This window comes from Phyllobacterium sp. 0TCS1.6A (assembly GCF_026420825.1).
Classification (GTDB): Bacteria; Pseudomonadota; Alphaproteobacteria; order Rhizobiales; family Rhizobiaceae; genus Phyllobacterium.
Window position 1 is genome coordinate 71615 of the sequence record NZ_JAPMAB010000004.1, and the last position, 20743, is coordinate 92357.

18 protein-coding genes are annotated in these 20743 nt (G+C 62.0%); 9 read left to right on the top strand and 9 right to left on the bottom strand.

The genetic code is table 11. The annotated features are described in order from the left end of the window. Window positions 1-216: 216 nt before the first annotated feature. The 3 genes from OSJ75_RS11230 to OSJ75_RS11240 are packed head-to-tail and all read left to right on the top strand — an operon-like array spanning window position 217 to window position 3945. Window positions 217-1086 (top strand): IclR family transcriptional regulator, encoded by an 870-nt coding sequence (locus tag OSJ75_RS11230; protein ID WP_267228096.1) that lies wholly within the window; start codon window positions 217-219, stop codon window positions 1084-1086. Then, a complete protein-coding gene (locus tag OSJ75_RS11235; RefSeq protein WP_416362554.1) occupies window positions 1086-2696 on the top strand; it encodes an acyl-CoA synthetase in 1611 nt (536 codons plus the stop codon). Before OSJ75_RS11230 ends, OSJ75_RS11235 begins: the two co-directional genes overlap by 1 nt. 43 nt (window positions 2697-2739) lie before the next feature. Beyond that, window positions 2740-3945 carry a TIGR03862 family flavoprotein gene (locus OSJ75_RS11240; RefSeq protein ID WP_267228098.1) on the top strand — a complete coding sequence of 402 codons (1206 nt, stop codon included), beginning with the start codon at window positions 2740-2742 and terminating at the stop codon, window positions 3943-3945. A 6-nt stretch (window positions 3946-3951) separates the two neighbouring features. Here the strand turns inward: OSJ75_RS11240 and OSJ75_RS11245 are convergent, their stop codons facing one another. The 3 genes from OSJ75_RS11245 to OSJ75_RS11255 all read right to left on the bottom strand — a co-directional run bounded on the left by OSJ75_RS11245 (window position 3952) and on the right by OSJ75_RS11255 (window position 8385). Next, window positions 3952-5673: a cation:proton antiporter gene (locus OSJ75_RS11245; RefSeq protein WP_267228099.1), complete on the bottom strand. Its 1722-nt coding sequence runs from the start codon at window positions 5671-5673 to the stop codon at window positions 3952-3954. A gap of 181 nt (window positions 5674-5854) precedes the next feature. Next, a complete protein-coding gene (locus OSJ75_RS11250) occupies window positions 5855-6787 on the bottom strand; it encodes a dimethylarginine dimethylaminohydrolase family protein (RefSeq protein ID WP_267228100.1) in 933 nt (310 codons plus the stop codon). Beyond that, the gene (locus OSJ75_RS11255; protein WP_267228101.1) at window positions 6784-8385 is read right to left on the bottom strand and encodes an amidohydrolase; all 1602 of its coding nucleotides are present in this window, start codon (window positions 8383-8385) and stop codon (window positions 6784-6786) included. The genes OSJ75_RS11250 and OSJ75_RS11255 overlap by 4 nt, the downstream gene beginning before the upstream one ends. 106 nt (window positions 8386-8491) lie before the next feature. Here OSJ75_RS11255 and OSJ75_RS11260 point away from each other — a divergent pair, with 106 nt between their 5' ends. From OSJ75_RS11260 to OSJ75_RS11285, 6 genes are all read left to right on the top strand, one after another. Continuing rightward, window positions 8492-9382, top strand: coding sequence for a LysR substrate-binding domain-containing protein (locus OSJ75_RS11260; RefSeq protein WP_267228102.1), 891 nt, complete (start codon window positions 8492-8494; stop codon window positions 9380-9382). A 119-nt stretch (window positions 9383-9501) separates the two neighbouring features. Continuing rightward, the gene (locus OSJ75_RS11265) at window positions 9502-10605 is read left to right on the top strand and encodes an ABC transporter ATP-binding protein (protein WP_416362555.1); all 1104 of its coding nucleotides are present in this window, start codon (window positions 9502-9504) and stop codon (window positions 10603-10605) included. 45 nt (window positions 10606-10650) lie between these two features. After that, on the top strand, window positions 10651-11766 hold the full coding sequence (locus tag OSJ75_RS11270; protein WP_250018853.1) for an ABC transporter substrate-binding protein: 1116 nt from the start codon (window positions 10651-10653) through the stop codon (window positions 11764-11766). Window positions 11767-11842: 76 nt separating this feature from the next. Continuing rightward, window positions 11843-12670 (top strand): ABC transporter permease, encoded by an 828-nt coding sequence (locus tag OSJ75_RS11275; protein ID WP_250018854.1) that lies wholly within the window; start codon window positions 11843-11845, stop codon window positions 12668-12670. Between the two features lie 2 nt (window positions 12671-12672). Next, window positions 12673-13485, top strand: a complete 813-nt coding sequence (locus OSJ75_RS11280) for an ABC transporter permease (protein WP_250018855.1) — start codon at window positions 12673-12675, stop codon at window positions 13483-13485. Then, on the top strand, window positions 13482-14858 hold the full coding sequence (locus OSJ75_RS11285) for an FAD-binding oxidoreductase (RefSeq protein WP_267228105.1): 1377 nt from the start codon (window positions 13482-13484) through the stop codon (window positions 14856-14858). The genes OSJ75_RS11280 and OSJ75_RS11285 overlap by 4 nt, the downstream gene beginning before the upstream one ends. Before the next feature lie 9 nt (window positions 14859-14867). Here the strand turns inward: OSJ75_RS11285 and OSJ75_RS11290 are convergent, their stop codons facing one another. From OSJ75_RS11290 to OSJ75_RS11315, 6 genes are read right to left on the bottom strand one after another with little or no spacing between them, the layout of a single operon-like run. Continuing rightward, the gene (locus OSJ75_RS11290; protein ID WP_267228106.1) at window positions 14868-15935 is read right to left on the bottom strand and encodes an ABC transporter ATP-binding protein; all 1068 of its coding nucleotides are present in this window, start codon (window positions 15933-15935) and stop codon (window positions 14868-14870) included. Window positions 15936-15955: 20 nt separating this feature from the next. Then, the gene (locus OSJ75_RS11295; RefSeq protein WP_267228107.1) at window positions 15956-16786 is read right to left on the bottom strand and encodes a carbohydrate ABC transporter permease; all 831 of its coding nucleotides are present in this window, start codon (window positions 16784-16786) and stop codon (window positions 15956-15958) included. An 11-nt stretch (window positions 16787-16797) separates the two neighbouring features. After that, window positions 16798-17703 carry a carbohydrate ABC transporter permease gene (locus OSJ75_RS11300; RefSeq protein ID WP_416362559.1) on the bottom strand — a complete coding sequence of 302 codons (906 nt, stop codon included), beginning with the start codon at window positions 17701-17703 and terminating at the stop codon, window positions 16798-16800. 17 nt (window positions 17704-17720) lie between these two features. Continuing rightward, on the bottom strand, window positions 17721-19052 hold the full coding sequence (locus OSJ75_RS11305) for an ABC transporter substrate-binding protein (RefSeq protein WP_250018860.1): 1332 nt from the start codon (window positions 19050-19052) through the stop codon (window positions 17721-17723). A 54-nt stretch (window positions 19053-19106) separates the two neighbouring features. Then, window positions 19107-19766, bottom strand: coding sequence for a GntR family transcriptional regulator (locus OSJ75_RS11310; RefSeq protein WP_267228110.1), 660 nt, complete (start codon window positions 19764-19766; stop codon window positions 19107-19109). A gap of 34 nt (window positions 19767-19800) precedes the next feature. Beyond that, window positions 19801-20730 carry a dihydrodipicolinate synthase family protein gene (locus OSJ75_RS11315; protein ID WP_267234729.1) on the bottom strand — a complete coding sequence of 310 codons (930 nt, stop codon included), beginning with the start codon at window positions 20728-20730 and terminating at the stop codon, window positions 19801-19803. Between the last annotated feature and the right edge of the window lie 13 nt (window positions 20731-20743).

Sequence of the window (20743 nt, forward strand, 5' to 3'; positions counted from 1 at the left end):
AGAAATATTGGTCACGGCTGGTATCCTCCCTTATTCGCATCCATCCCCGGAACGTCGGCGGGACCTCCCTGTCCTGCACACGATCCATAATGTAGAATGGATGCCCTCCTCAATCTTGTGAAAATCATAGACAAACCGTACGGTCTTGCAATCTTTTTTATAGCATTGTTGTATACTTCGAAAACTCGATCCACATTATGGATCATATGGGCGAACATGGAACAGCGGTTGACCAAGACGAAGAACCTCAATGGGGCGCAGAGCGTCGACAGGGCGCTGACGCTGCTCAGCCTCGTCAGCTATTTCGGCGATTCGGGCGCGGCCCTCAGCGAAATCGTCGAGCAGAGCGGCTTGAACAAGCCAACCACCCGCCGTCTGCTTCTGGCGCTGATCCGCTCCGGCCTCGTCGAGCAGGACAGCCTGACGCGGCGCTACCAGCTGGGCGAGGAAGCCTATGTGCTGGGCACGCTCGCCTCGCGCCGCTACGGGCTGTTGCAGCTTGCGCGCGACAGCCTGGCGATCCTCTCGGCAAAGACGCAGGATACGAGCTTCCTGTCGATCCAGCGCGATTCATATTCCGTCTGCCTGCATCGCGAGGAGGGAACCTACGAGATCCGTACGCATGCGCTGCAGGCGGGCTACAGACACCCGCTCGGTGTCGGTGCCGGTTCGCTGGCCATTCTCTCGGCGCTTCCTGACGAGGCGGTGGACGAGATCATCCGCACCAATGAGCCGACTCTGCTTGCCGATTACCCCAATCTTCATCCGGCGCAGATGTGGGAAGACGTGAAGACGACGCGCCAGACCGGCTTTGCGCTCAATCCCGGCCGCATCCTGGCCAATTCCTGGGCCATCGGCTATGCGATCCGCTATCCCGACGGCAGCCCCGCAGGAGCCTTGAGCATCGCGGCCATCGACAGCCGCATGCAGCCGCAAAGGCAGCTGGAGCTCGCGGCGCTGATGCGTACCGAGGCACGCAAGATCGAGACGCGGCTGGCGCAATTGCAGCCGGTCAATGGCCGCCTGAAGCGGCTTGGCGGCAGTACCCTGAAAATGCACAGGCGACTTGAAGCGGGAGAAGCATGATGGCTACGAGCGGACTTGCCGTGAAGCCTGCAACGACAAGGGTGATGAACCTCGCCGGGTTCCTCGACCAGGCGGCACGTCGTTTTCCCGACCGGATCGGCTTCGTCTGGGGCGAAAAAACATGGAGCTGGGCCGAGATAGGCCGGCGCGTCAATGCCATGGCGCACGCGCTGCAAACCCGGTTCCAGGTGCAAAAGGGCGACCGGATCCTGATCCAGTCGCAGAACTGCAACCAGATGTTCGAATCCATGTTCGCCTGCTTCCGCATCGGCGCCGTGTGGGTGCCGGCGAACTACCGCCAGACCCCGCAAGAAGTCGCCTATCTGGCGAAGGCCAGCGGGGCAAAGGGGATTATCTGCGGCTCCGCCTTTCCGGACCATGCGAAAGCCTGTGTCGAAGCCGCCGATACGGCTCCGTTCGTCATAACCATCGGCAGCGCCAGCTTCGGCGAAGACTATGATGCCATCGTCGAGGAATTTTCCGGCCAGGCGGCTGCGCTCGCGGCGGTCGATCATCATGATCCCTGCTGGTTCTTCTTTACCTCCGGCACGACGGGCCGGCCCAAGGCCGCCATTCTCACCCATGGCCAGATGGCATTCGTGATCACCAATCATCTCTGCGATCTCATGCCCGGCACGACACATGATGATGCGTCCCTCGTCGTCGCGCCGCTTTCGCACGGCGCCGGCATTCACCAGCTTACCCAGGTCGCCCGCGCAGCCAAGACGATCCTGCTTCCGACCGAAAAATTCGATGCGGAGGAAGTCTGGCGCCTGGTCGAAAAATGGCGCGTGACCAACATGTTCACGGTGCCGACGATCCTGAAGCTCATGACGGAGCATCCCTCGGCAGGCCGGCATGATCATACCTCGCTGCGATACGTCATCTATGCCGGGGCGCCGATGTATCGGACCGACCAGATCCAGGCGCTGCGCACCCTCGGCCCCGTCATCGTCCAGTATTTCGGCCTCGGCGAGGTTACCGGCAACATCACCGTGCTTCCGCCGAGCGATCACCATCTCGGCGACGGGCCGGAAGTCCGGCCGGGCACTTGCGGCTATGCCAGGACCGGAATGATGATCTCGATCCAGGACGATACCGGACGGGAGCTCGAACCCGGCGCGACGGGCGAGATATGCGTGATCGGGCCCGCCGTTTTCGCCGGCTATTACGACAATCCCGAAGCCAACGAGAAAGCGTTCCGCGATGGCTGGTTCCGCACCGGCGATCTCGGCCACATGGACGAGGAAGGCTACCTCTACATCACCGGTCGGGCGTCCGACATGTATATTTCCGGCGGGTCCAACGTCTATCCGCGCGAGATCGAGGAAAAGATACTCAGCCATCCGGATGTCACCGAGGTCGCCGTCATAGGCATTCCAGACCCGGTCTGGGGCGAAGTCGGCCTCGCGGTCTGCGTTCCGCGCGCCAGCGCCGAGCTTGACGAAAGCGTGCTGTCCAACTGGCTGGACGGCAAGATGGCGCGCTACAAACTGCCGAAGCGTTACGTCTTCTGGCCCGACATGCCGAAATCGGCCTATGGCAAGATCGCCAAAAAGCTGATCCGCGAAGAGCTGATCCGCAGGAATCAACTGGACGCGAGCCGCTGAAAGCCGATATCAGGCGGGCGGATCACGGGATAATGCAGTCGACATGGCGGAAATAGCAATTATCGGCGGCGGACCGGCCGGCCTGATGGCAGCCGAGACGCTTGCCAGCAGCGGACACGGCGTGACGGTCTATGACGCCATGCCAACGGTTGGCCGCAAATTTCTGCTGGCCGGCAAATCCGGGCTGAACCTCACCCATGCCGAGGATTATGACAGTTTTCGCCGTCGTTTCGGCGCGGCGGGCGACCGGTTGCGCCCGGCGCTCGACGATTTCACGCCGGCGCAGATACGCGACTGGGCGGCGGGGCTCGGCACCGAGACTTTCGTCGGATCGTCGCAGCGGGTATTCCCCGTGGCAATGAAAGCCTCGCCCCTGTTGCGCGCCTGGCTTGCACGGCTGGACGCCGCCGGGATCAAGATCTTGAAACGCCATCGCTGGGTCGGGCTGAAGGACGGTGCGCTCGTCTTCGAAACGCCGACGGGGCAAATATCGACGCAAGCCGATGCCGTGCTTCTGGCGCTCGGTGGCGCCAGCTGGCCGCGCCTCGGCTCCGATGGAAGCTGGACCCATATCCTCGCCCAGCATGGTGTGGAAATAGCCGGGCTTCTGCCCGCGAATTGCGGTTTCGACGTCGCCTGGAGCGATTATTTCCGCGAGCGATTTGCCGGCATGCCCGTCAAATCCGTCATCGCCAGCTCGGATGCCGGCACGATACAGGGCGAATTCGTCATCACGCAGCACGGGGTCGAAGGCAGCCTCATCTACGCCCATGCAGCGGCGCTGCGCGATAAACTGCTCCGCGAAGGGACGGCGCGGCTGGTGCTGGACCTTGCGCCGGGCCGGGATCATTCCAGGCTGGCGCAGGATCTGGACCGCGCCCGCGGCAAGGCGAGTTTCTCCAATCGCCTGCGCAAGGCAGCGCGGCTCGACAGCGTCAAGGTGTCCCTGCTCAAGGAACTGGCCGGACCGGACGACCTCGCCGATGCGGCAGGCCAGGCGAGATCGATAAAGCAGCTGCCGCTGACGCTTTCCCGCCCGCGCCCGATAGAAGAGGCCATCTCCTCGGCAGGCGGCATCCGCTGGTCGGCCATCGATGAGAGCTACATGCTCAAATCATTGCCGGGCATATTCGCGGCGGGCGAAATGCTGGATTGGGAAGCGCCGACCGGCGGCTATCTCCTCACCGCGTGTCTCGCGACGGGACGTGCCGCCGCCCACGGCATCCGTGCATGGCTCGGCCAACGCTGAAATCGTCTAGTCGCCATTGTGCCTTGAGACGTTCATTTCGCTTCTCTCGCGCGCCATGGCGGTGACGGCGGTACGCAAACCCGGATAACGCGACGCGAACAGGTTGAAATCGCGCCGATCGAGCACGAGGAACTGGCAGAAATCGATCGCAACGACATCGGCCGTGCGCCTGCCACCGCTCAGAAGCGCCATCTCGCCGAAGAAGGCGCCGGGCTCCAGCTGCACCGCGGCATCCTCCAGCCGCACTTCCACCGAACCGGCGACGACGAAATACATGCCGTCGCCCCGGTCGCCGACGCGAATGACCTTCTCGCCGGGCGTGGCGGTTTTCGGCCGGAACAGCAGGAAAAGCTCGTCGCGCGAGTTCCTGTCCATCTGCGAGAACAGCGGGAACGTGTCGATGAGCTGCTTCAGCTTCTGCTCATGCTTGCGGTCACGTTCTTCGCCGGCAGCGCGGATCTTCGCGAGCTCGCGTGACAGGGTCTCGTGTTTCTGCTTGCCGTGGCGTTCGGAGAAGGCGGGCCACAGGCGGCCGACCAGCTTGTGTCCCCATTCTGCGCCGCTGAAGACGAAGGCATTCAGCGTGATCGACAATATGGCACCAGCCAGGATGAGATCCTGCCCTTCCTTCGGCAGCAACCCCAGCGAAACGCCGAGCCCGGCAAGGATGAACGAGAATTCGCCGACCTGGGCGAGGCCGGCGGCAACGGTCAGGCTCATGGCGATCGGATAGCGCAGGATCAGCACGATCGCGCTGGCGATGATCGATTTGCCGACGATGATGAGGAACAGCGTCGCCGCGACTGCGATGGGCTCGCGCACCAGCACGGACGGATCGAACAACATGCCGACGGAGATGAAGAACAGCACGGAAAAGGCGTTCTGCAGCGGCAGGGAGTCGGCTGCCGCCCTGTGGCTGAGATTGGACTCGCTCATGATCACCCCGGCGAAGAACGCACCGAGGGCGAAGGACACGCCGAACAGTTCCGCCGAGCCATAGGCGATACCGAGCGCGATGGCGAGGACGGAGAGCGTGAACAGTTCGCGTGAGCCCGTCCGCGCGATCAGCGTCAGGAGCCATGGCACTATTCGCGGCCCGATATAGATCGCGATGAAGGCGAAAACCGCCACCTTGAGCAGCGTCAGTCCGATAGTCATCGCGATGCTGCCGCTGCCATGGGCGGCTGCGGCGCCGGATGTGCCGAGGCTATCGGCGAGCGTCGGCAGCAGCACGAGCGCGAGCACCATGGCAAGATCCTCGACGATCAGCCAGCCGACCGCAACACGGCCATTGGCGGAATTGACGAGGTTTCGCTCTTCGAGCGCCTTCAGGAGCACGACGGTGCTGGCGACGGAGAGGCTGAGACCGAAGACGATGCCGGCGCCGAGCCCCCAGCCCCAGAACGAGCAAAGGGCGATGCCGGCGAGCGTCGCAAGCAGTATCTGCACGATCGCGCCGGGCACGGCAATGCGGCGGACGGCAAGAAGTTCGGACGTCGAAAAGTGAAGCCCGACGCCGAACATCAACAATATGACGCCCATTTCGGCCAATTGGCCGGCCAGATTGGTATCGGCGATGAAGCCGGGCGTGAAGGGGCCCATGGCTATGCCCGCGACGAGATAGCCGACAAGCGGCGGCAGCCTCAACCGATCGGCGATAAAGCCGAAGATTGCAGCCGCGACGAAGCTCACGGCTACGGTCGATATCAATGCGACTTCGTTGTGCACGCGACCTCTGGAATGTTCTTATGTCCCCAAGGCGCCGACCGAAGGTGGCGCTCTATGTTCGATAGGAACAGCCCGGCGCAAATGCAAGCCGAAAGAAGCGTTGGGGAGCATCGGCAATGCGCCCGGCAGCGCAGGTGGAACGCTGTTCCGAATAATGGAATAGCGTTCCACCCAGTTGTTTTCAGGCCGCCGAACGGATGAGCGCCTGCGCCATGCAGTGGATGCCGCCGCCGGTCTTGGAGATCTCGCTCATGTCGACCGCAGCGACTTCGAACCCTCTGGCGCGCAATTGCTCGATCAATGACTTGCTGGAGGTCGGTGCGATGACTTTCGCATTGCCGAGCGACATGAAATTGCAGCCGAGATTCATCGTGTCCTGGAAGGGAACGTCGATGATCTCATGTCCCTTGGCCTTGAGCCAATCGACGATGCCGGGCTCGGTGCAGGCAAGGCAGACCGCCGTCAATTTCGGGGCGATCGGCACCACCATCAGGTCGATATGCACGTAATATTCGTCGATAAAGGCGAGTTTTGTCTCCCAGCCTTCCTTGCGGAACCAGGATTCGACCTGTTTTGCGCCCTCTTCCTGCGTTCGCGCGCCGCCGCAGCCGATGAGGACGCAACCTTCCTCGATCACGTTGAAATCGCCGCCTTCGAAGGTTCCGGCGGTCACCATGTCGTAGATCGGGATACCCAGCCTTTCATAGGTGCGGATCGCGGCGTAGTTCTCGCCCCGGCGCCACCAATTGGCCATGGCCGTTATGATCGCGCCATAGGGCGTCATGACACTGGAATCGCGCGAATAGACCTGCATCGGCAGTTCCGGTTCCTGTTCGTGCCAGTGGATGCGCACGCCGAAATGTTCATAGGCCGAGACGAGTTCCTTGTGCTGCGCCTGCGCGACCTGGATATTGCACGGCGCCTCGCGCAGATGCTTGCGGGAGAGCGAACTCGTCGCCATGTGCCGCAGAAAGGCTGGCGAACCGAGCAGCACGTCGGTGAGCGGGTCGGTCTCGTTGCGGAACCCCCACTGCTTCAATGGCGCCGTGCCGCCATTAGGATTGCGGCGTTTCAGCGTGAATTCGTCGGAAAAACCCTGTTCATGGCGTGTCATCGGCGTTGCTCCTCATGTTCGTTCGGGATGCACCATTCGCGGCCGCGTTGCGTGGAAACATATTCCGGCCAGCGGAACTCGATCGGCGGCTTGTAATCGCAGAGCGGCGCGATCCATTCGCTGCCGCCGATGCCGCCGCCGGTGCGCCGGATGAATTCATCCATGGCCCTGTCGCGCGCCGAACCATCCTCGAGCAGGCGCAGCGCCGCAAGCGCCACTGTCCTCGCCGCCACATTCACCATGGGGTCGATCGTCTCGGGCATGCCGCCCAGCGCATTCATCACCCAGCCCGGATAGACGAAGCCCTTGGGCGCCTTCAATGCCGGGCGCGCAACATAGAAACGCGCCGTCGGCGCATGCCAGCTCATGTCCGTATAATCGTCCGACGTGGAATTCTTCTGCGAGGGCGGCAGGTCCTGCCGCAGGATCGCTTCCGCCACCTGTGGCTCGATCAGCCTCTCGCATTCCTCCAGGAAAGGCTCGTCCATCGCTTCCAGCCCGACATTCGCCTGGATCTCGCGGGCAAGCGCCTTGGCGCGCTCGTCCCAGCGCGGCGCACCGACGGAACTCAACGCCTCCCATGTGATCTCGGCCATGGCGTGGTTGGCAAGGCCGGGCCTCGACTTGCAGACCCAGTGCCGTTCCATGCGGCAGCCGCTGAGCGACGCCGCATGTTCGGCGTTACGGTCCAGCGCCGCCGCCACCTGTTCCGCCATAGCGATCGTCGGCACGCGGATCATGTACTGGATTTCCGCCAGCCCCGCCGGCAGATTGTCCGCCGTCGCCTGGCCGGCCGTCAGGATGGCCTCGCTGATCGACCAGCCGCCCTGATGGGGAAGCATCGAATCCCGCAGCGACTTCGATGTCATATACATCATCATCAGCGCATCATTGGCGCCCGGGGCGCGGATCGCCGAATGCGACTGCGGGATGGGTGCGCCGTCGCTGCGGCCCCATAGTTCGGGCTGGTCGCAGACGAACCGGTAGATCATCGAATAGGCCGCGCCGCAATGCGTATCCCAGCGGACGGTATTGCACATGGGCAGCATGTAGAACGGATGGAACGAAATCATGCCCGCCAGCCCGTCATAATAGCCCTTGGCAGCATGGATGGGCTTCGAGCCGCGCACCTTCTCTGCGGGTTCCCCGGTGAAGCGCAGCGTTCCCGCGATGCCGTGTCGCTCCATCGCGGCCTTGGTGGCAAGCAGACCGCCAAGACTGGAAATGCCGAGCGCCGAATGCGGGTCGGTATGTCCGCCGGCGTGGACATTGAGGCCTGGCCGCGGCTCCTGGCGGGTCGATGCGTTCTGGCAATTGCCGGGCACTGCATCATATTCGGCATACATGCCGATGATCGGCGATGTGGCGTTCGTGCCGGCCTTGTTGGTCCAATGGGCGCAAAACGCCGTCGGCATGCCGCCGGAGCCGACCTCGACGTCGAAACCTTCGCCGCGCAGAAGCTCCACATACCAATCGGCAGACTGGTATTCGCGCCAGGCCGTCTCGCCATATTCGAATATGATCCGCGTCCATTGCGAAAGATCGCCGCGATGGTGATCGATGTGGCTGATTGCCGTTTCCGCTGCCGCTGTCGCCACGATGCGCCTCCCCTTTGGCGCAGATAACCATCTGGCACGGGCGGCAAAAAGTGATATGTTTTCGCAAAACGTGCAAATTCCATTCACCTTTCAGCCAAAGGCATAGATGCGCATCCCATCCACGCAGGCGCTTCGGGCGCTGGAGAGCTTCTCGAGGCATGGCAGCGTCTGGCGCGCCGCGGAAGAGCTTCACCTGACGCGGAGCGCAGTCAGCCACCAGTTGCGCCTGCTGGAACGCGATCTCGGCTTCCAGCTGCTGCAACGGGACGGCAAGGGCGTCGTGCTGACGCCGCGCGGCCGCAAATATGCCAATGACGTGCGCAAGGCGCTGATCGTGCTGGACGATGCCGGCGGGCGCCAGAGCACGACCGGCACCAGCGGCCCCCTGACCGTCAGTTGCACGGCCGGGTTCGCCTCCTTGTGGCTTTGCACCCATATTGCCGAATTCCAGGAGAAATATCCCGATATCGCCCTGCGCATCGTCACGCCGCGCAAACTGGACGATGTGAGCGACAGCAATGTCGATCTGTTCATAGCCTTCGGCGACGGCAACTGGCCCAACCGCTCGGTCGAGCAGCTATGCGACGTGGAGTTCACGCCGCTGTGCAGCCCCGTGCTGCTGAACAAGCTCGGCGGATTGGCGGAGCCGAAGGACCTGCTGCGCGCGACGCTCCTTCACCTCGACGATTTCGAGGACTGGACGCGCTGGCTGGCGCTCGCCAATGTCGACAATCCCGATTCCGAGCGCGGCATCGTGTTTTCCGACATGAACCTCGTATTCTCGGCGGCGATCACCGCGCAGGGCATCGCAATGGGCGATGAACTGACCTGCCGGAAAGCCATGCAGGGCGGTCAATTGATCAAGCCGTTCGACCTAGCCATCAAGTCGCCGAAGTCCTATTTTCTCGTCACCGACTATGAGCGGCTGAAACATCCGGCCCAATCCGCCTTCTCTGACTGGTTGCGCTCGCGCCTATCCCAAACGCGTGGTAGTTGAGCGACCGGCTGGACTCCTCTTGAGGTGAAAATCATTCACGTGTCGCGGCAATATTATTCAATTGTCGTCAAGGGCGATTGTGCCTACGCTTCCTCCAAACGAAGGGGAAGAGGACAAGGATGCCTCAAAGCATGCACCTCAGCGACGCAAACGCCGCCGAGATCAAGGCTGTATCCATCGGCAAGACATTCGGTGCCTTCCACGCGCTGAAGGATCTGACGCTCGATATCGGACGCGGCGAATTCCTCACGCTTCTCGGGCCCTCCGGTTCCGGCAAAACGACCTTCCTGATGATCCTCGCCGGGTTTCTTGCCCCGACCACCGGCCGTCTCATGATGAACGGCAAGGACATCACCGATGTTCCGGCGGAAGAGCGGTCCTATGGCATGGTGTTCCAGGGCTATGCGCTGTTTCCGCACCTGACCGTCGAGCAGAACATCGCCTTTCCCTTGAAGGTCCGACGCCGCCCGTCGGCCGAGATCAAGCGGCGCGTCGGCGAAATGGTGGAGCGGGTCGGGCTTTCGGGCCATGAAAAGAAATTGCCGTCACGCCTGTCCGGCGGGCAGCAGCAGCGCGTCGCGCTTGCCCGGGCGCTGGCTTTCGAGCCATCCGTCCTGTTGCTGGACGAACCTTTTTCGGCGCTCGACAAGAACCTGCGGGAAATGATGCAGGAGGAAGTGAGACGCCTCCACCAGGAGACCGGCACGACGTTCGTCTTCGTCACCCATGATCAATCGGAAGCGCTGGCGCTCTCCTCGCGCGTGGCGATCTTCAATCATGGCGAGCTTCTCCAGATCGGCCGCCCCCAGGACGTCTATGAAAGGCCGGCTAGCCGGTTCGTGGCGGAGTTCCTCGGCGAGATCAATCTGCTGCCGCTCGAAGATTTCAGCCTGAACGGCGACCGGGCCGAGGGACGGTTCGAAGAACGGACGATCGTCCTGACCGCCAATGGAACCGCGCCGAAAAGCGGCGGCGTCGCCGCGGTACGGCCCGAACATATGCGCATCTCGTCAAGAAGCGGTGCCGATGGCGAAAATTCCGTCGCCTGCACGATCGAAGCCGAGACCTATCTCGGCGGCTCGACGAAATATCATCTGCGCACCAATGGCGGCGTCGATCTCGCCGTATCGATGCCCACGGTGAATGCCGGCAATATCACTTCGAAGGACGTGTGGGTATCCTGGCCCGCAGAGCAAGGTTTCTTGCTGCCCGATGGGAGTTAGGCAGACGGAATCTGAAACGAACATAACGATCCAGAGGGAAAAAACATGGACAATGCCTTTCAGAAAGACTGCCTGGAAATACTGGCCAGCAAGGTGGACAAGGGCGAGATCAGCCGGCGCCGCTTTACCCAGATCGCGGCGATGCTGCTCGCCGGCGGACCCGCTTTGCTCCGCGCCACCGGCTCATACGCCCAGGCGAAGGAACTGGTGCTGGTCAATTGGGGCGGCGATGCCATGACCGCCTATGACAAGGCCTACGGCCAGCCCTTCACCAAGGAGTCTGGCGTCGCTGTGAAGATGGATGGCTCCGGTCCGACCGAAGGCGCGATCACGGCGCAGTTCAAGAGCGGCAAGCCGAGCTGGGATCTCCTCGACATCGACCCGTTCTCCGGGATCTCGCTCGGCAAGCAGGGAATGCTGGAGCCGATCGACTACGGCATCGTCGACAAGAACAAGATGCGGCCGGGCTTCGGCTGGGACACGGCGGCATCCACCTACTTCTTCTCCTATATCATCGCCTATGATTCATCGAAATTCGGCGACCAGGTGCCGACCGGCATGGCCGACTTCTTCGACGTGAAGAAATTTCCCGGCAAGCGTTCGATGTACAAATGGGGCGCCGCCATGTGGGAAGCGGCTCTGATGGGCGATGGCGTGGCACCGGAAAAGCTCTACCCGCTGGACCTGAAGCGCGCGCATGACAAGATCGCCTCGTTCAAGGAAAATGTCGTTGCCTATTGGGGCGGCGGCGCGGAGAGCCAGTCGGTCCTGATCGACGGCGAAGCCTCCATGGCGCTCATCTGGTCGACGAGGGCGCAGCTGATCGAGCAGGATTCCGGCGGAACGATCAAGTTCATCTGGGACCAGGGCCTCATCTCGCCGGGCGCATTGGCGGTGATGAAGAACAATCCGGGCGGCAAGGACAATGCGATGAAATTCATCGCCAGCGCGCAGACGCCGGAGCGCCAGCTCGAAATGTTCAATCTTCTCGGCCAGGGTCCGGCAAATCCTGCCACCGATGCACTGATCCCCGAGGACAAGAAGCGCATCAATTGCGTCGATCCGGCCAATATGTCGAAACAGGTTCCGCTGGACATGGAATGGTATGCCGAAAACTACGGCAAGGCCTTCGACGAATATACGAAGATCATCTCGTCCTGAAAATGAAAGGCCGGCGCGGCGGCCATTGCCCGCGCCGGCCGTCCATCCGTCCATCCATGAATGACAAGGAACGCATGTGAACCCGGCTCTCCTCAGGAAGCTCCTTCTGCTTGCGCCATTGCTGCTCTTTCTCGGGCTGGCCTATGTCGTGCCGTTTCTCGGGGTCGTGCGCTGGAGCTTCACCCTTCCCGAGCCGGGCATCGGGCAATACAAGGCGCTGCTGACCGACCCGCTGGTGCATTCCGTCTTCATCCGCACGCTGCGCATCTGCCTGGCGGTTACGGTGCTGTCGCTGGCCGCCGCCTATGCCATCGCCTATGTCTGGGTTCGCGGCAGCCGGGTGCAACGCATGCTCGCCGAATTCTGCATCCTCGTCCCCTTCTGGATTTCGGTGCTGACGCGGGCTTTCGGCTGGCTCGCCATGCTGTCCAACCGCGGCCTGATCAACAGCTGGCTGCAATCGGCGGGCATCATCAGCGAGCCGCTGGCTCTCGCCCGCAACGAACTCGGCGTCATCATCGGCATGACGCATTTCCTCATACCTTTCGCCGTCTTCCCCATCGCCTCCGCCATGCGCAATGTCGATGAACGCATTCTTCTGGCGGCGCGCGGCATGGGCTCGTCGCGGACGCGGACATTCTGGACGATCTTCGTGCCCCTCACCTCAGGCGGGATCATCGGCGCCGCCCTGATCGTCTTCGTCTTTGCGCTCGGCTTCTTCGTCACGCCCGCCATCCTCGGCGGTGGACGCAGCGTCATGGTCGCCGAACTCGTCTATCTGCGCATATTCCAGAGCCCGGACTGGGGACTGGGCGCCGCGATCAGCGTTGCGCTCGTCCTCGTCATCGGCATCCTGCTCGCCTTGTTGCGGCGCTTCATCAAACCTGCGCATCTGGTGGGCTGATCATGGTTTCGACGCGACCCGGCCCGATCATCCTCCTCCTCGCGACGGCAGTGGCGCTGTTCCTGCTCATGCCGCTGCTGGCGGTGATACCCGTATCGTTCACCCCAGCCCGCTTCCTCTCCATGCCCAGCGGGACATTGTCGCTGCGCCACTACCAGGCCCTGCTCGACAATCCCGCCTGGGGGCAGAGCATCCTCCTCAGCCTGAGGATCGGCATAGTGTCGAGCCTGATAGCAACCGCGCTCGCCACCCTGTTCGGCCTCGGCATCTGGATGCTGCAGCCGAGGTTCTCCGCGATCCTGATCGGCTTCGTCCTGCTGCCGCTCGTGGTGCCGCCCGTCGTCTCGGCAATGACGCTCTATTTCCTGATGACCGCACTTTCGAGCTTCAACAGCTGGGTCGGCTACGACACCTGGCTCGGTGTCGCCCTCGCCCATGCGGTGATGACCACGCCCTTCGCGGTCGTGCTCATCCTCGTCGCGCTCTATCAGGTCGACAGGCGTATCGACCTTGCCGCGCGCGGCCTCGGTGCAAACCTTGCCACCCGCGCCGTCCGCATCATCATCCCCAACATCAAGTTCGGCATCCTGACCGCGGCGCTGCTGTCCTTCGTCCTTTCTTGGGAGGAGATCGGCGTGACCCTGTTCATAACCAGCGTCAACGCCATCACCCTGCCGCGGCTGATGTGGATGGGCCTGCGCGACAATATCGACCCGGCCATCGCGGCGATCTCCGTCGTGCTTATCGTCGTGACCGCCATCATCCTCGCCGCGCGCATCTATCTCGAGCGCCGTACGGATTCGGACCCGCAATGATCGACGAACACATTCTGGACAGGCTGCGCGCCATCGTCGGCGACCGCAATCTGAAGACCGGCGATGCCATAGGCCTGCTCGACAGCGGTGCCGATCCACGCAATCTCGATGCGGCGGTGCTGGTCAGCCCGGCCACGGTGGACCAGGTTTCGCGGATTGCCGCGCTCTGCAACGAAAGCGCCATAGCTATCGTCCCGCATGGCGGGCGGACCGGCCTTGTCGGCGGCGGTGTCTCGCGCCCCGGCCAAATCATCCTTTCGCTGTCATTGCTGGCCCAGATCGAGGAAATATCCGCGGAGGCCGGCATTGCGGTGGTGCAGGCGGGGGTGACGCTGCAGGGGTTGCAGGATGCAGCCGCGCAGCACGGACTTTCGCCGGGCATCGATCTTGCATCGCGGGGAAGCGCCACCATCGGCGGCATGATCGCGACCAATGCCGGCGGCATGGACGCATTCCGCCATGGCACGATGCGCCAGCGCATATTGGGGCTGGAAGCCGTCCTCGCCGACGGGCGCGTCATGCGCGACATGGCCAAGGTCACCAAGTCCAACGAAGGCTACGATCTGAAGCAATTGTTCATCGGCTCCGAAGGCACGCTCGGCATGGTGACAAGGGCGGTGATCAAGCTCGTCCCCCGCGAACGCCACACGGCCACCGCGCTCGTCGCCTGCAGCAGCGTCACCGCCGCGGTCGGCCTGTTCCACGAGTTCAACGCCAATCGCGAGCTTGGCCTCCTGCGCTGCGAATTCATGGCAGAGGACTATTTCGGCCTCGCAGCGCAAACGCTCGGTCCGCCGTCGCTCGCGCAGTTCGCGCCGGCACCGGCCTACCTGATCGTCGAGAATGATGCCAATGACGCGTCGCGGGCGCAGGAGCAGCTTGAAGCCGCACTGACCGCACCGCTCGAAAGCGCCGCCGTCATCGACGCGCTCATCGCCCGCAATGGCAAGGAACGGTCCGAGATATGGAACATACGCGAAGACAGCAATGTCGTTAACCGTATCCACCCCACCAGCCTGTGGTTCGATGTCTCGGTGCCGCTCAATGCTCTCGATGCCTGGCTGGACGGCTTCTACCAGCGCCTCGCGCGGATCGGACTGTCAGGCTTCGTGTTCGGCCATCTCGGGGATGGAAATCTCCATGTCGGCATCGCCGGCGTCTCCCGCCCTGCCGACGAGGATGCGGCCAAGGCGGCGCTTTATGGCGAACTGCGCGCGGTTGGCGGTTCCTTCTCGGCCGAACATGGCATCGGCAGCGAGAAAAAGACCGAGCTCGCCGCCTATGCAGATCCGGTGAAATTCTCGCTGATGCGATCGGTCAAGACCCTTCTCGACCCGCGCGGAATAATGAACCCCGGCAAGATATTCGACTGAGGCCGTGGCTCAATTGCCCACGGTGCTGGCGAGGCGCATGCCCGTTGCCGCGTCGAAGAGATGCGCCTTGGCGGCATCGAGCGCGATATGGATGGTCTCGTTCGGCTTGATCGAATGGCGTTCGCGGAACAGGCAGGAAATATCCTGTTCTCCAAGCTTGCCTACGACCATGATCTCCGACCCCGTCGGCTCGACCACATCGACATGAACCGGAATGCCCGCCGGAACCAGGCTGATATGCTCCGGGCGCAGGCCATAGATGGCGTCGCCGGAAAAGCGGGCGGCATCCTTCGGCATGGGCAGCTTGATGCCGTCTGCGGTGGTGAATCCATCGCCGTCGGCCTTGCCACGGATGAAGTTCATTGCCGGGGAACCAATGAAACCGGCGACGAACAAATTCGCCGGATGATCATAAAGATCAAGCGGCGAGCCGATCTGCTCGACGAGCCCGTCCTTCATCACCACGATCTTGTCGGCCATGGTCATGGCCTCGATCTGGTCATGGGTGACGTAGACTATCGTCGTGCCCAGCCGCTGGTGCAGCCCCTTGATCTCGCTTCGCATCTGGACGCGCAGCTTCGCGTCGAGATTGGACAGGGGCTCGTCGAACAGGAACACCTGCGGATCGCGCACGATCGCCCGCCCCATCGCGACCCGCTGGCGCTGGCCGCCCGACAATTGACGCGGAAACCTGTCGAGCAGCTTTTCGAGGCCGAGGATTTCGGCGGCCCGGCCTACCCTGCTCGCCTTCTCCTCCTTGGCGGCTTTCTTCAGCATCAGGGCAAAGCCCATATTGTCGGCCACGGTCATGTGGGGATAGAGCGCGTAGTTCTGGAACACCATGGCGATGTCGCGTTCCTTGGCCGGCAGATCGTTGACGACGCGGTCGCCAATGGCGATCTCGCCGCCGGTGATCTCCTCGAGCCCGGCGATCATCCGCAGAAGCGTTGACTTGCCGCAGCCGGAAGGCCCGACGAGGATGACGAATTCGCCATCTTCGATATCGACCGAGACGCCGTGCATCACGTCCACATTGCCGTAGGTTTTCGTAACGTCTCGAATGGATACAGAGGCCATCGGCTTTCCTTTATGTCTGATCAGCCGCCCTTGACGGCGCCCGCGGTCAGGCCGGCGATGATCTGCCGCTGTGCGAATATTGTGAGGAGCAGGACCGGCAGGGTCACGATCAGCGCGGCGGCAGCCAGGGGGCCCCAGCTGACCTGCTCGAATGACAGCATGTTATAGACGGCGACCGGCAGCGTGCGTGTCTCACGCCCCGCGAGCACGATGCCGAAGACGAAATTGTTCCAGGAGAAGATGACCGCAAGGATGAGCGAAACCACGATGCCGGGCTTGGCTATGGGCAAGGCGACCATGCGGAAGACCTGCCAGGACGTGGCGCCATCGATCATCGCCGCCTCTTCGAGCTCGATCGGCGTGGTTTCGAAATAGCCGATCATGATCCAGATGACGATCGGCACGGTCACGACGAGATGGATGATGATCTGCGGCCATAGCGTGCCAAGCAGGCCGAGCCCCTGAAAGAGCAGGAACAAGGGAATGAGATAGGACAGGCCCGGGGTCATGCGGGCAATCATGATGACGATCGCCGATTTGTCGGCGCGCAGGCGCGCGATGCCATAGCCCGCCGGGACGCCGACAAGCAGGGCGAGCACCGTGGCCGCGCCGGTGACGATGAGGCTGTTCCAGAAATAGAGCAGGAAATCGTTCGCCGCGAAGATCTCGGTGTAGTTCGACCAGGCGAATTGTTCCGGAATGAGGATCGGAGGATAGGCTCCGTTGTCGATCTCGTATTTCAGCGACAGCGAGAGCATCCACAGGAAGAAGAAGATCGCCGGCGACACGATGACGAAGACGAGGAAACCGGTGCCGAGGATCTTCAGCGGTTTGATGCGGCGACGCGCCATTGTCCTGCTCCTCAGCTGTTCCATTTGGTCCGTTGCCGCAATGCCAGAAGGGCGAGCGACATGGAAATGATGACGATGAAGAACACGACCGCAATCGCCGAGGCGTAACCAATGTCGTAATAGGCGAAGGCGACATTATAGAGATAGATGTTGATCGTCTCGGATGCCGTGCCCGGCCCGCCCTGCGTCATCGCGAAAATGATGTCGAAGCTCTTCAGGGCATCTATCGACCGGATGATCACCGCCACCATCATGAATGGCAGGATCATCGGCAGCGTGATGTAGCGGAACTTCTGCCAATTGCTGGCGCCGTCGATCTCCGCGCTTTCGAAGGGATCGCGCGGCATGGATGCCAGTCCGCCGAGGACGATGAGCATGATGAGCGGCGTCCATTGCCAGGTCTCGACGAGCACCAGCGAAGGGATGACCGTATTCTGGTTGAATATCCATTCCTGCGGCCCGATGCCGAGGAAGGACAGGAGATAGTTCAGGACGCCCAGTTGCGGATGGTACATCATCGTCCAGACCAGCGCGACCGCGACCGGCGTCGCCATCATCGGCATGACGAAGATGCCCCGCAGCAATCCGCGCATCGGAAGCTTCGTATCGAAGACCAGCGCTGCCAGGGTGCCGAGGACCAGCGGCGCGATGACGGACAGGACGGTATAGATGACCGTATGGACCATCGATTCCCAGAAGCGGGCGTCCGAGGCCAGGCGCGAGAAATTGGCAAGTCCGACGAAACGCTGGCCGCTGCCCACCTGCCATTCATTCACGCTCATCCACAGCGTGAATGCCCAGGGAAACACGATCACCGCCCCAACGATGACGAGAGCTGGAATAACGAAGGGCCAGTAGCTCGGCTTCAAGCGGCTTCTGCGCTTTTCCGGCGGTTTTGTACGCCTCGATGCGCTCATGGTTGGGGCGGCCGATGTCATTGGCCCTCACTGCGGGCGAGTATCGGGCGGAATTCCTCGGTGGCGCGCTTCAATTCCGCAGCCGGATCGGCGCCGCCGAGCATATTGGTCAGACCGACGCCCATGATGTCACGGAATTCGGTAACGGGGACGATGACCGGCAGGCACAATTTGCTGACCTTTGCCGATTCCGACAGAACGTCGACCCATTCGGACGGCATGGTCACGCCCTTGCGGACCTCGGCGTCGTTCAGGATGGAATTGCGGAACGGCACGCCTGAGCCCGTCTGGAGAAGCCGCGCGCCCATTTCCTTCGAGATCGCCCACTGGCAGTAGAGATAGGCGGCCTCCTTGTTCTTGGATGCTTCAGTGACGCCGATACCATCGCCAAAGGTTGGAGCAGCCTGGGCGTTCGGGCCTTTCGGCATCAATCCGTAGCCAACCTTGCCGACGACACGCGACTTCTGCGGATTTTCGAGCGGCGGTGCAAAACCGATGCCGTCCAGCCACATCGCAACCTTGCCTTGCAGGAAGCTCGACTGACATTCGGCCCAGTTGAAGCCGGTGACGCCGGGAGGCGCCGAATTGGTCATGAGGCGCTGATACATCTTGGCGGCTTCGATAGCCTCGGGCGTATCGGTGAGAAGCTGGCCGTCCTCGATCGTGCTCTTGCCGTATCCGAGCATGAGGCTCGCCCAAACCGGCGTATTGGCGTTCTTCATGCCGCGCGCCACGAAACCATATATGCCGTTGTCCTTGTCGGTCAGCTTTTCGGCCGCCGCGACCAGCTCGTCGAAAGTCTTCGGATATTCGACGCCCTTGGCGGCAAACAGGTCCTTGTTCCAGTAGACGATCCAGTAATCGACCGAGAATGGCAGGCCACCGAAACGGCCATCCTTGTCCTTGGCGAAGGCAAGACCGGCTTCGGCGAAATCGCTCTCGGTCAGCGAAGGATCGGTCAGGCTCGGATCTTTCAGGAAGCCCGACAGGTCGGCGAGCCACTTGCCCTTCTCGAACTGGCGCTTCTGCACGTGATAGCTGATGTGGACGACATCGAAGCTCGGTTGGCCCGAAGTCAGCTCGATCACCGCCTTCTGGCGCTGCTGCTGTTCCGGCGTCTGCTCCGCATTGACCTTGATGCCTGTCAATTCCTCGAATTCGCTCTGATATTTCTGGAGAATATCACCGCGCGGGCTCTTGATGAGGTTCACCTCGATTGTCGTGCCGGCATATTTCTTCCAGTCGACATTGGCCAAAGCCGGCTTCAGGCCCGTTATTCCTGCCGCGCCCAGGGCCGCCGTGCCGGCGAGAAACTGACGGCGCGTCGGCCGCATGAATTTGGTGTGCATGGTTTCCTCCATTGTTATCTCCCGGGCGGCAACTCCCATTCCCGCGCGGGATGTTTAGATTTTCAAAGCCAGATTACGCGCATTGTTGATGTGAACGGCAATTGCATCCATGGCTGTCTGCGGGTCGCGGCTCTCTATCGCCGTCAATACGGCCAGATGCTCCCGCATGACCGGAACAACCCGGCCGGTAATGCGGAATCGCTCCTGGTTGATCAGGCGCATCTTGATCGCATTGATCCGATAGGCCCGGGCGATGATCTCGTTGCCAAGCGAATCGATGATCGTTTCATGCAGGTTCCAGTCGATCGCCTGTGCCCGCAATTCGAGCTCCGGCGTTTCAGCCGCTTGCAGCGCTTCGTCCAGCGTATCCTGGTGCTCCTTGCGCAGCCTGGCGAGAAGCTCGTCCGACGCCGACTGGCAGAATAGCGCGACCGCCTCCTTTTCCATGAAAAGGCGGAACTGAAACGCCTCGCGGATGAGATTGAGGTCGATATGGGCAATCTGGATGCCACGCTGCGGAATGGTCTTCACCAGCCCTTCGGCCTCGAGGCGGGGCACCAGTTCGCGGATAGCGCCGAGCGGCATGCCGGTCATCGCCACCAGCTGGCGCTGCGAGACGAACTGGCCCGGATTTATATCGCGAGCAAGCAGATGTTCGGTGAAGCTGGCATAGGCCTTTTCCCGCAATCTTACCGGCTCGTTGCCGTCGTCCATGCGTTCCTCCCTTAGCCGATCGCCGGCTATTCCACTAGGCTGCCGAAGCCCGGAACAAGCGGTCGAAAATGCCGCGCAGCCGATTTGCATCCGATACCGGGATCGATTGCAATGGCGCCCGCGCCCGCCGCCAGCCATCATCGCCGGTCTGGTGCGCGATCAATGCCTTCACTGCCGGGATCACCGGAAACTTGACGATCTCGTTCACGGCATCCACGACCGACTGGTCGTCCCGCCCCTCCGTCGCCATCACCAACAGGCGATCCGGATAGATATTCGCAAGGCCGGATATTGCCCCCTGCCCGCCGAGGCGCACACCCGCCGACAAAGAGCGCTCATCGCCGATCAATATCGCTATATCCCGGTGCGCCGCAAGCAGCGTCTCCGTGTAGGGCCAGTTGCCGGACGAATCTTTGACGCCGGCGACTGCGGCCGGGAATGCCTCGCGCAATCTGCTGACAAGCGCGACGGAGATTTCCACCGCCGTGACCGAAGGAATATTATAGAGGATGATATCGCGGCAGCCGGTGCCGACATGGGTGAACACCGCTGAAAACCATTCGAAAAGCCCGTCGTCGCTCAGGTTCTTGAAGTAGGATGGCGGGGCCAGGAGTACACTACGGCACCCTGCATCGAGCGCCTGACGCGTCTGTTCGGCGGCATCGACATAGGAATTGGCCATGACGCCGATAACGATCTGCCGTGGCTCGATGCCGCCGTCGATAAACGCCCTCAGGAGCAGGCCACGCTCCTCATTGCTGATCGAGGACCCCTCGCCCGTGGTTCCAAACAGCGTGACACTGCCGCAGCCATTGTCCAGGCAGAAATTGGCATGTTCGAGCGCCTTGCCCGTATCAATGCGCATCGCGCTGTCAAATGGCGTTGCAAGCGCGGCGGATAGCCCAAACCGATTGACGTCAGACACTTTGTCCTCCCATGTCCATAGGTGAACACTAACTGACATGTTAGTTGAATGT

Bases quoted from the DNA above. Each gene is read 5' to 3' on its own strand.
- OSJ75_RS11295 (WP_267228107.1), bottom strand. From the start codon at position 16,786: ATGGCGCGTCGCCGCATCAAACCGCTGAAGATCCTCGGCACCGGTTTC.
- OSJ75_RS11240 (WP_267228098.1), top strand. From the start codon at position 2,740: ATGGCGGAAATAGCAATTATCGGCGGCGGACCGGCCGGCCTGATGGCA.
- OSJ75_RS11290 (WP_267228106.1), bottom strand. From the start codon at position 15,935: ATGGCCTCTGTATCCATTCGAGACGTTACGAAAACCTACGGCAATGTG.
- OSJ75_RS11235 (WP_416362554.1), top strand. From the start codon at position 1,086: ATGGCTACGAGCGGACTTGCCGTGAAGCCTGCAACGACAAGGGTGATG.
- OSJ75_RS11230 (WP_267228096.1), top strand. From the start codon at position 217: ATGGAACAGCGGTTGACCAAGACGAAGAACCTCAATGGGGCGCAGAGC.
- OSJ75_RS11315 (WP_267234729.1), bottom strand. From the start codon at position 20,730: ATGTCAGTTAGTGTTCACCTATGGACATGGGAGGACAAAGTGTCTGAC.
- OSJ75_RS11300 (WP_416362559.1), bottom strand. From the start codon at position 17,703: ATGAGCGCATCGAGGCGTACAAAACCGCCGGAAAAGCGCAGAAGCCGC.
- OSJ75_RS11280 (WP_250018855.1), top strand. From the start codon at position 12,673: ATGGTTTCGACGCGACCCGGCCCGATCATCCTCCTCCTCGCGACGGCA.
- OSJ75_RS11250 (WP_267228100.1), bottom strand. From the start codon at position 6,787: ATGACACGCCATGAACAGGGTTTTTCCGACGAATTCACGCTGAAACGC.
- OSJ75_RS11265 (WP_416362555.1), top strand. From the start codon at position 9,502: ATGCCTCAAAGCATGCACCTCAGCGACGCAAACGCCGCCGAGATCAAG.
- OSJ75_RS11270 (WP_250018853.1), top strand. From the start codon at position 10,651: ATGGACAATGCCTTTCAGAAAGACTGCCTGGAAATACTGGCCAGCAAG.
- OSJ75_RS11310 (WP_267228110.1), bottom strand. From the start codon at position 19,766: ATGGACGACGGCAACGAGCCGGTAAGATTGCGGGAAAAGGCCTATGCC.
- OSJ75_RS11260 (WP_267228102.1), top strand. From the start codon at position 8,492: ATGCGCATCCCATCCACGCAGGCGCTTCGGGCGCTGGAGAGCTTCTCG.
- OSJ75_RS11285 (WP_267228105.1), top strand. From the start codon at position 13,482: ATGATCGACGAACACATTCTGGACAGGCTGCGCGCCATCGTCGGCGAC.
- OSJ75_RS11305 (WP_250018860.1), bottom strand. From the start codon at position 19,052: ATGCACACCAAATTCATGCGGCCGACGCGCCGTCAGTTTCTCGCCGGC.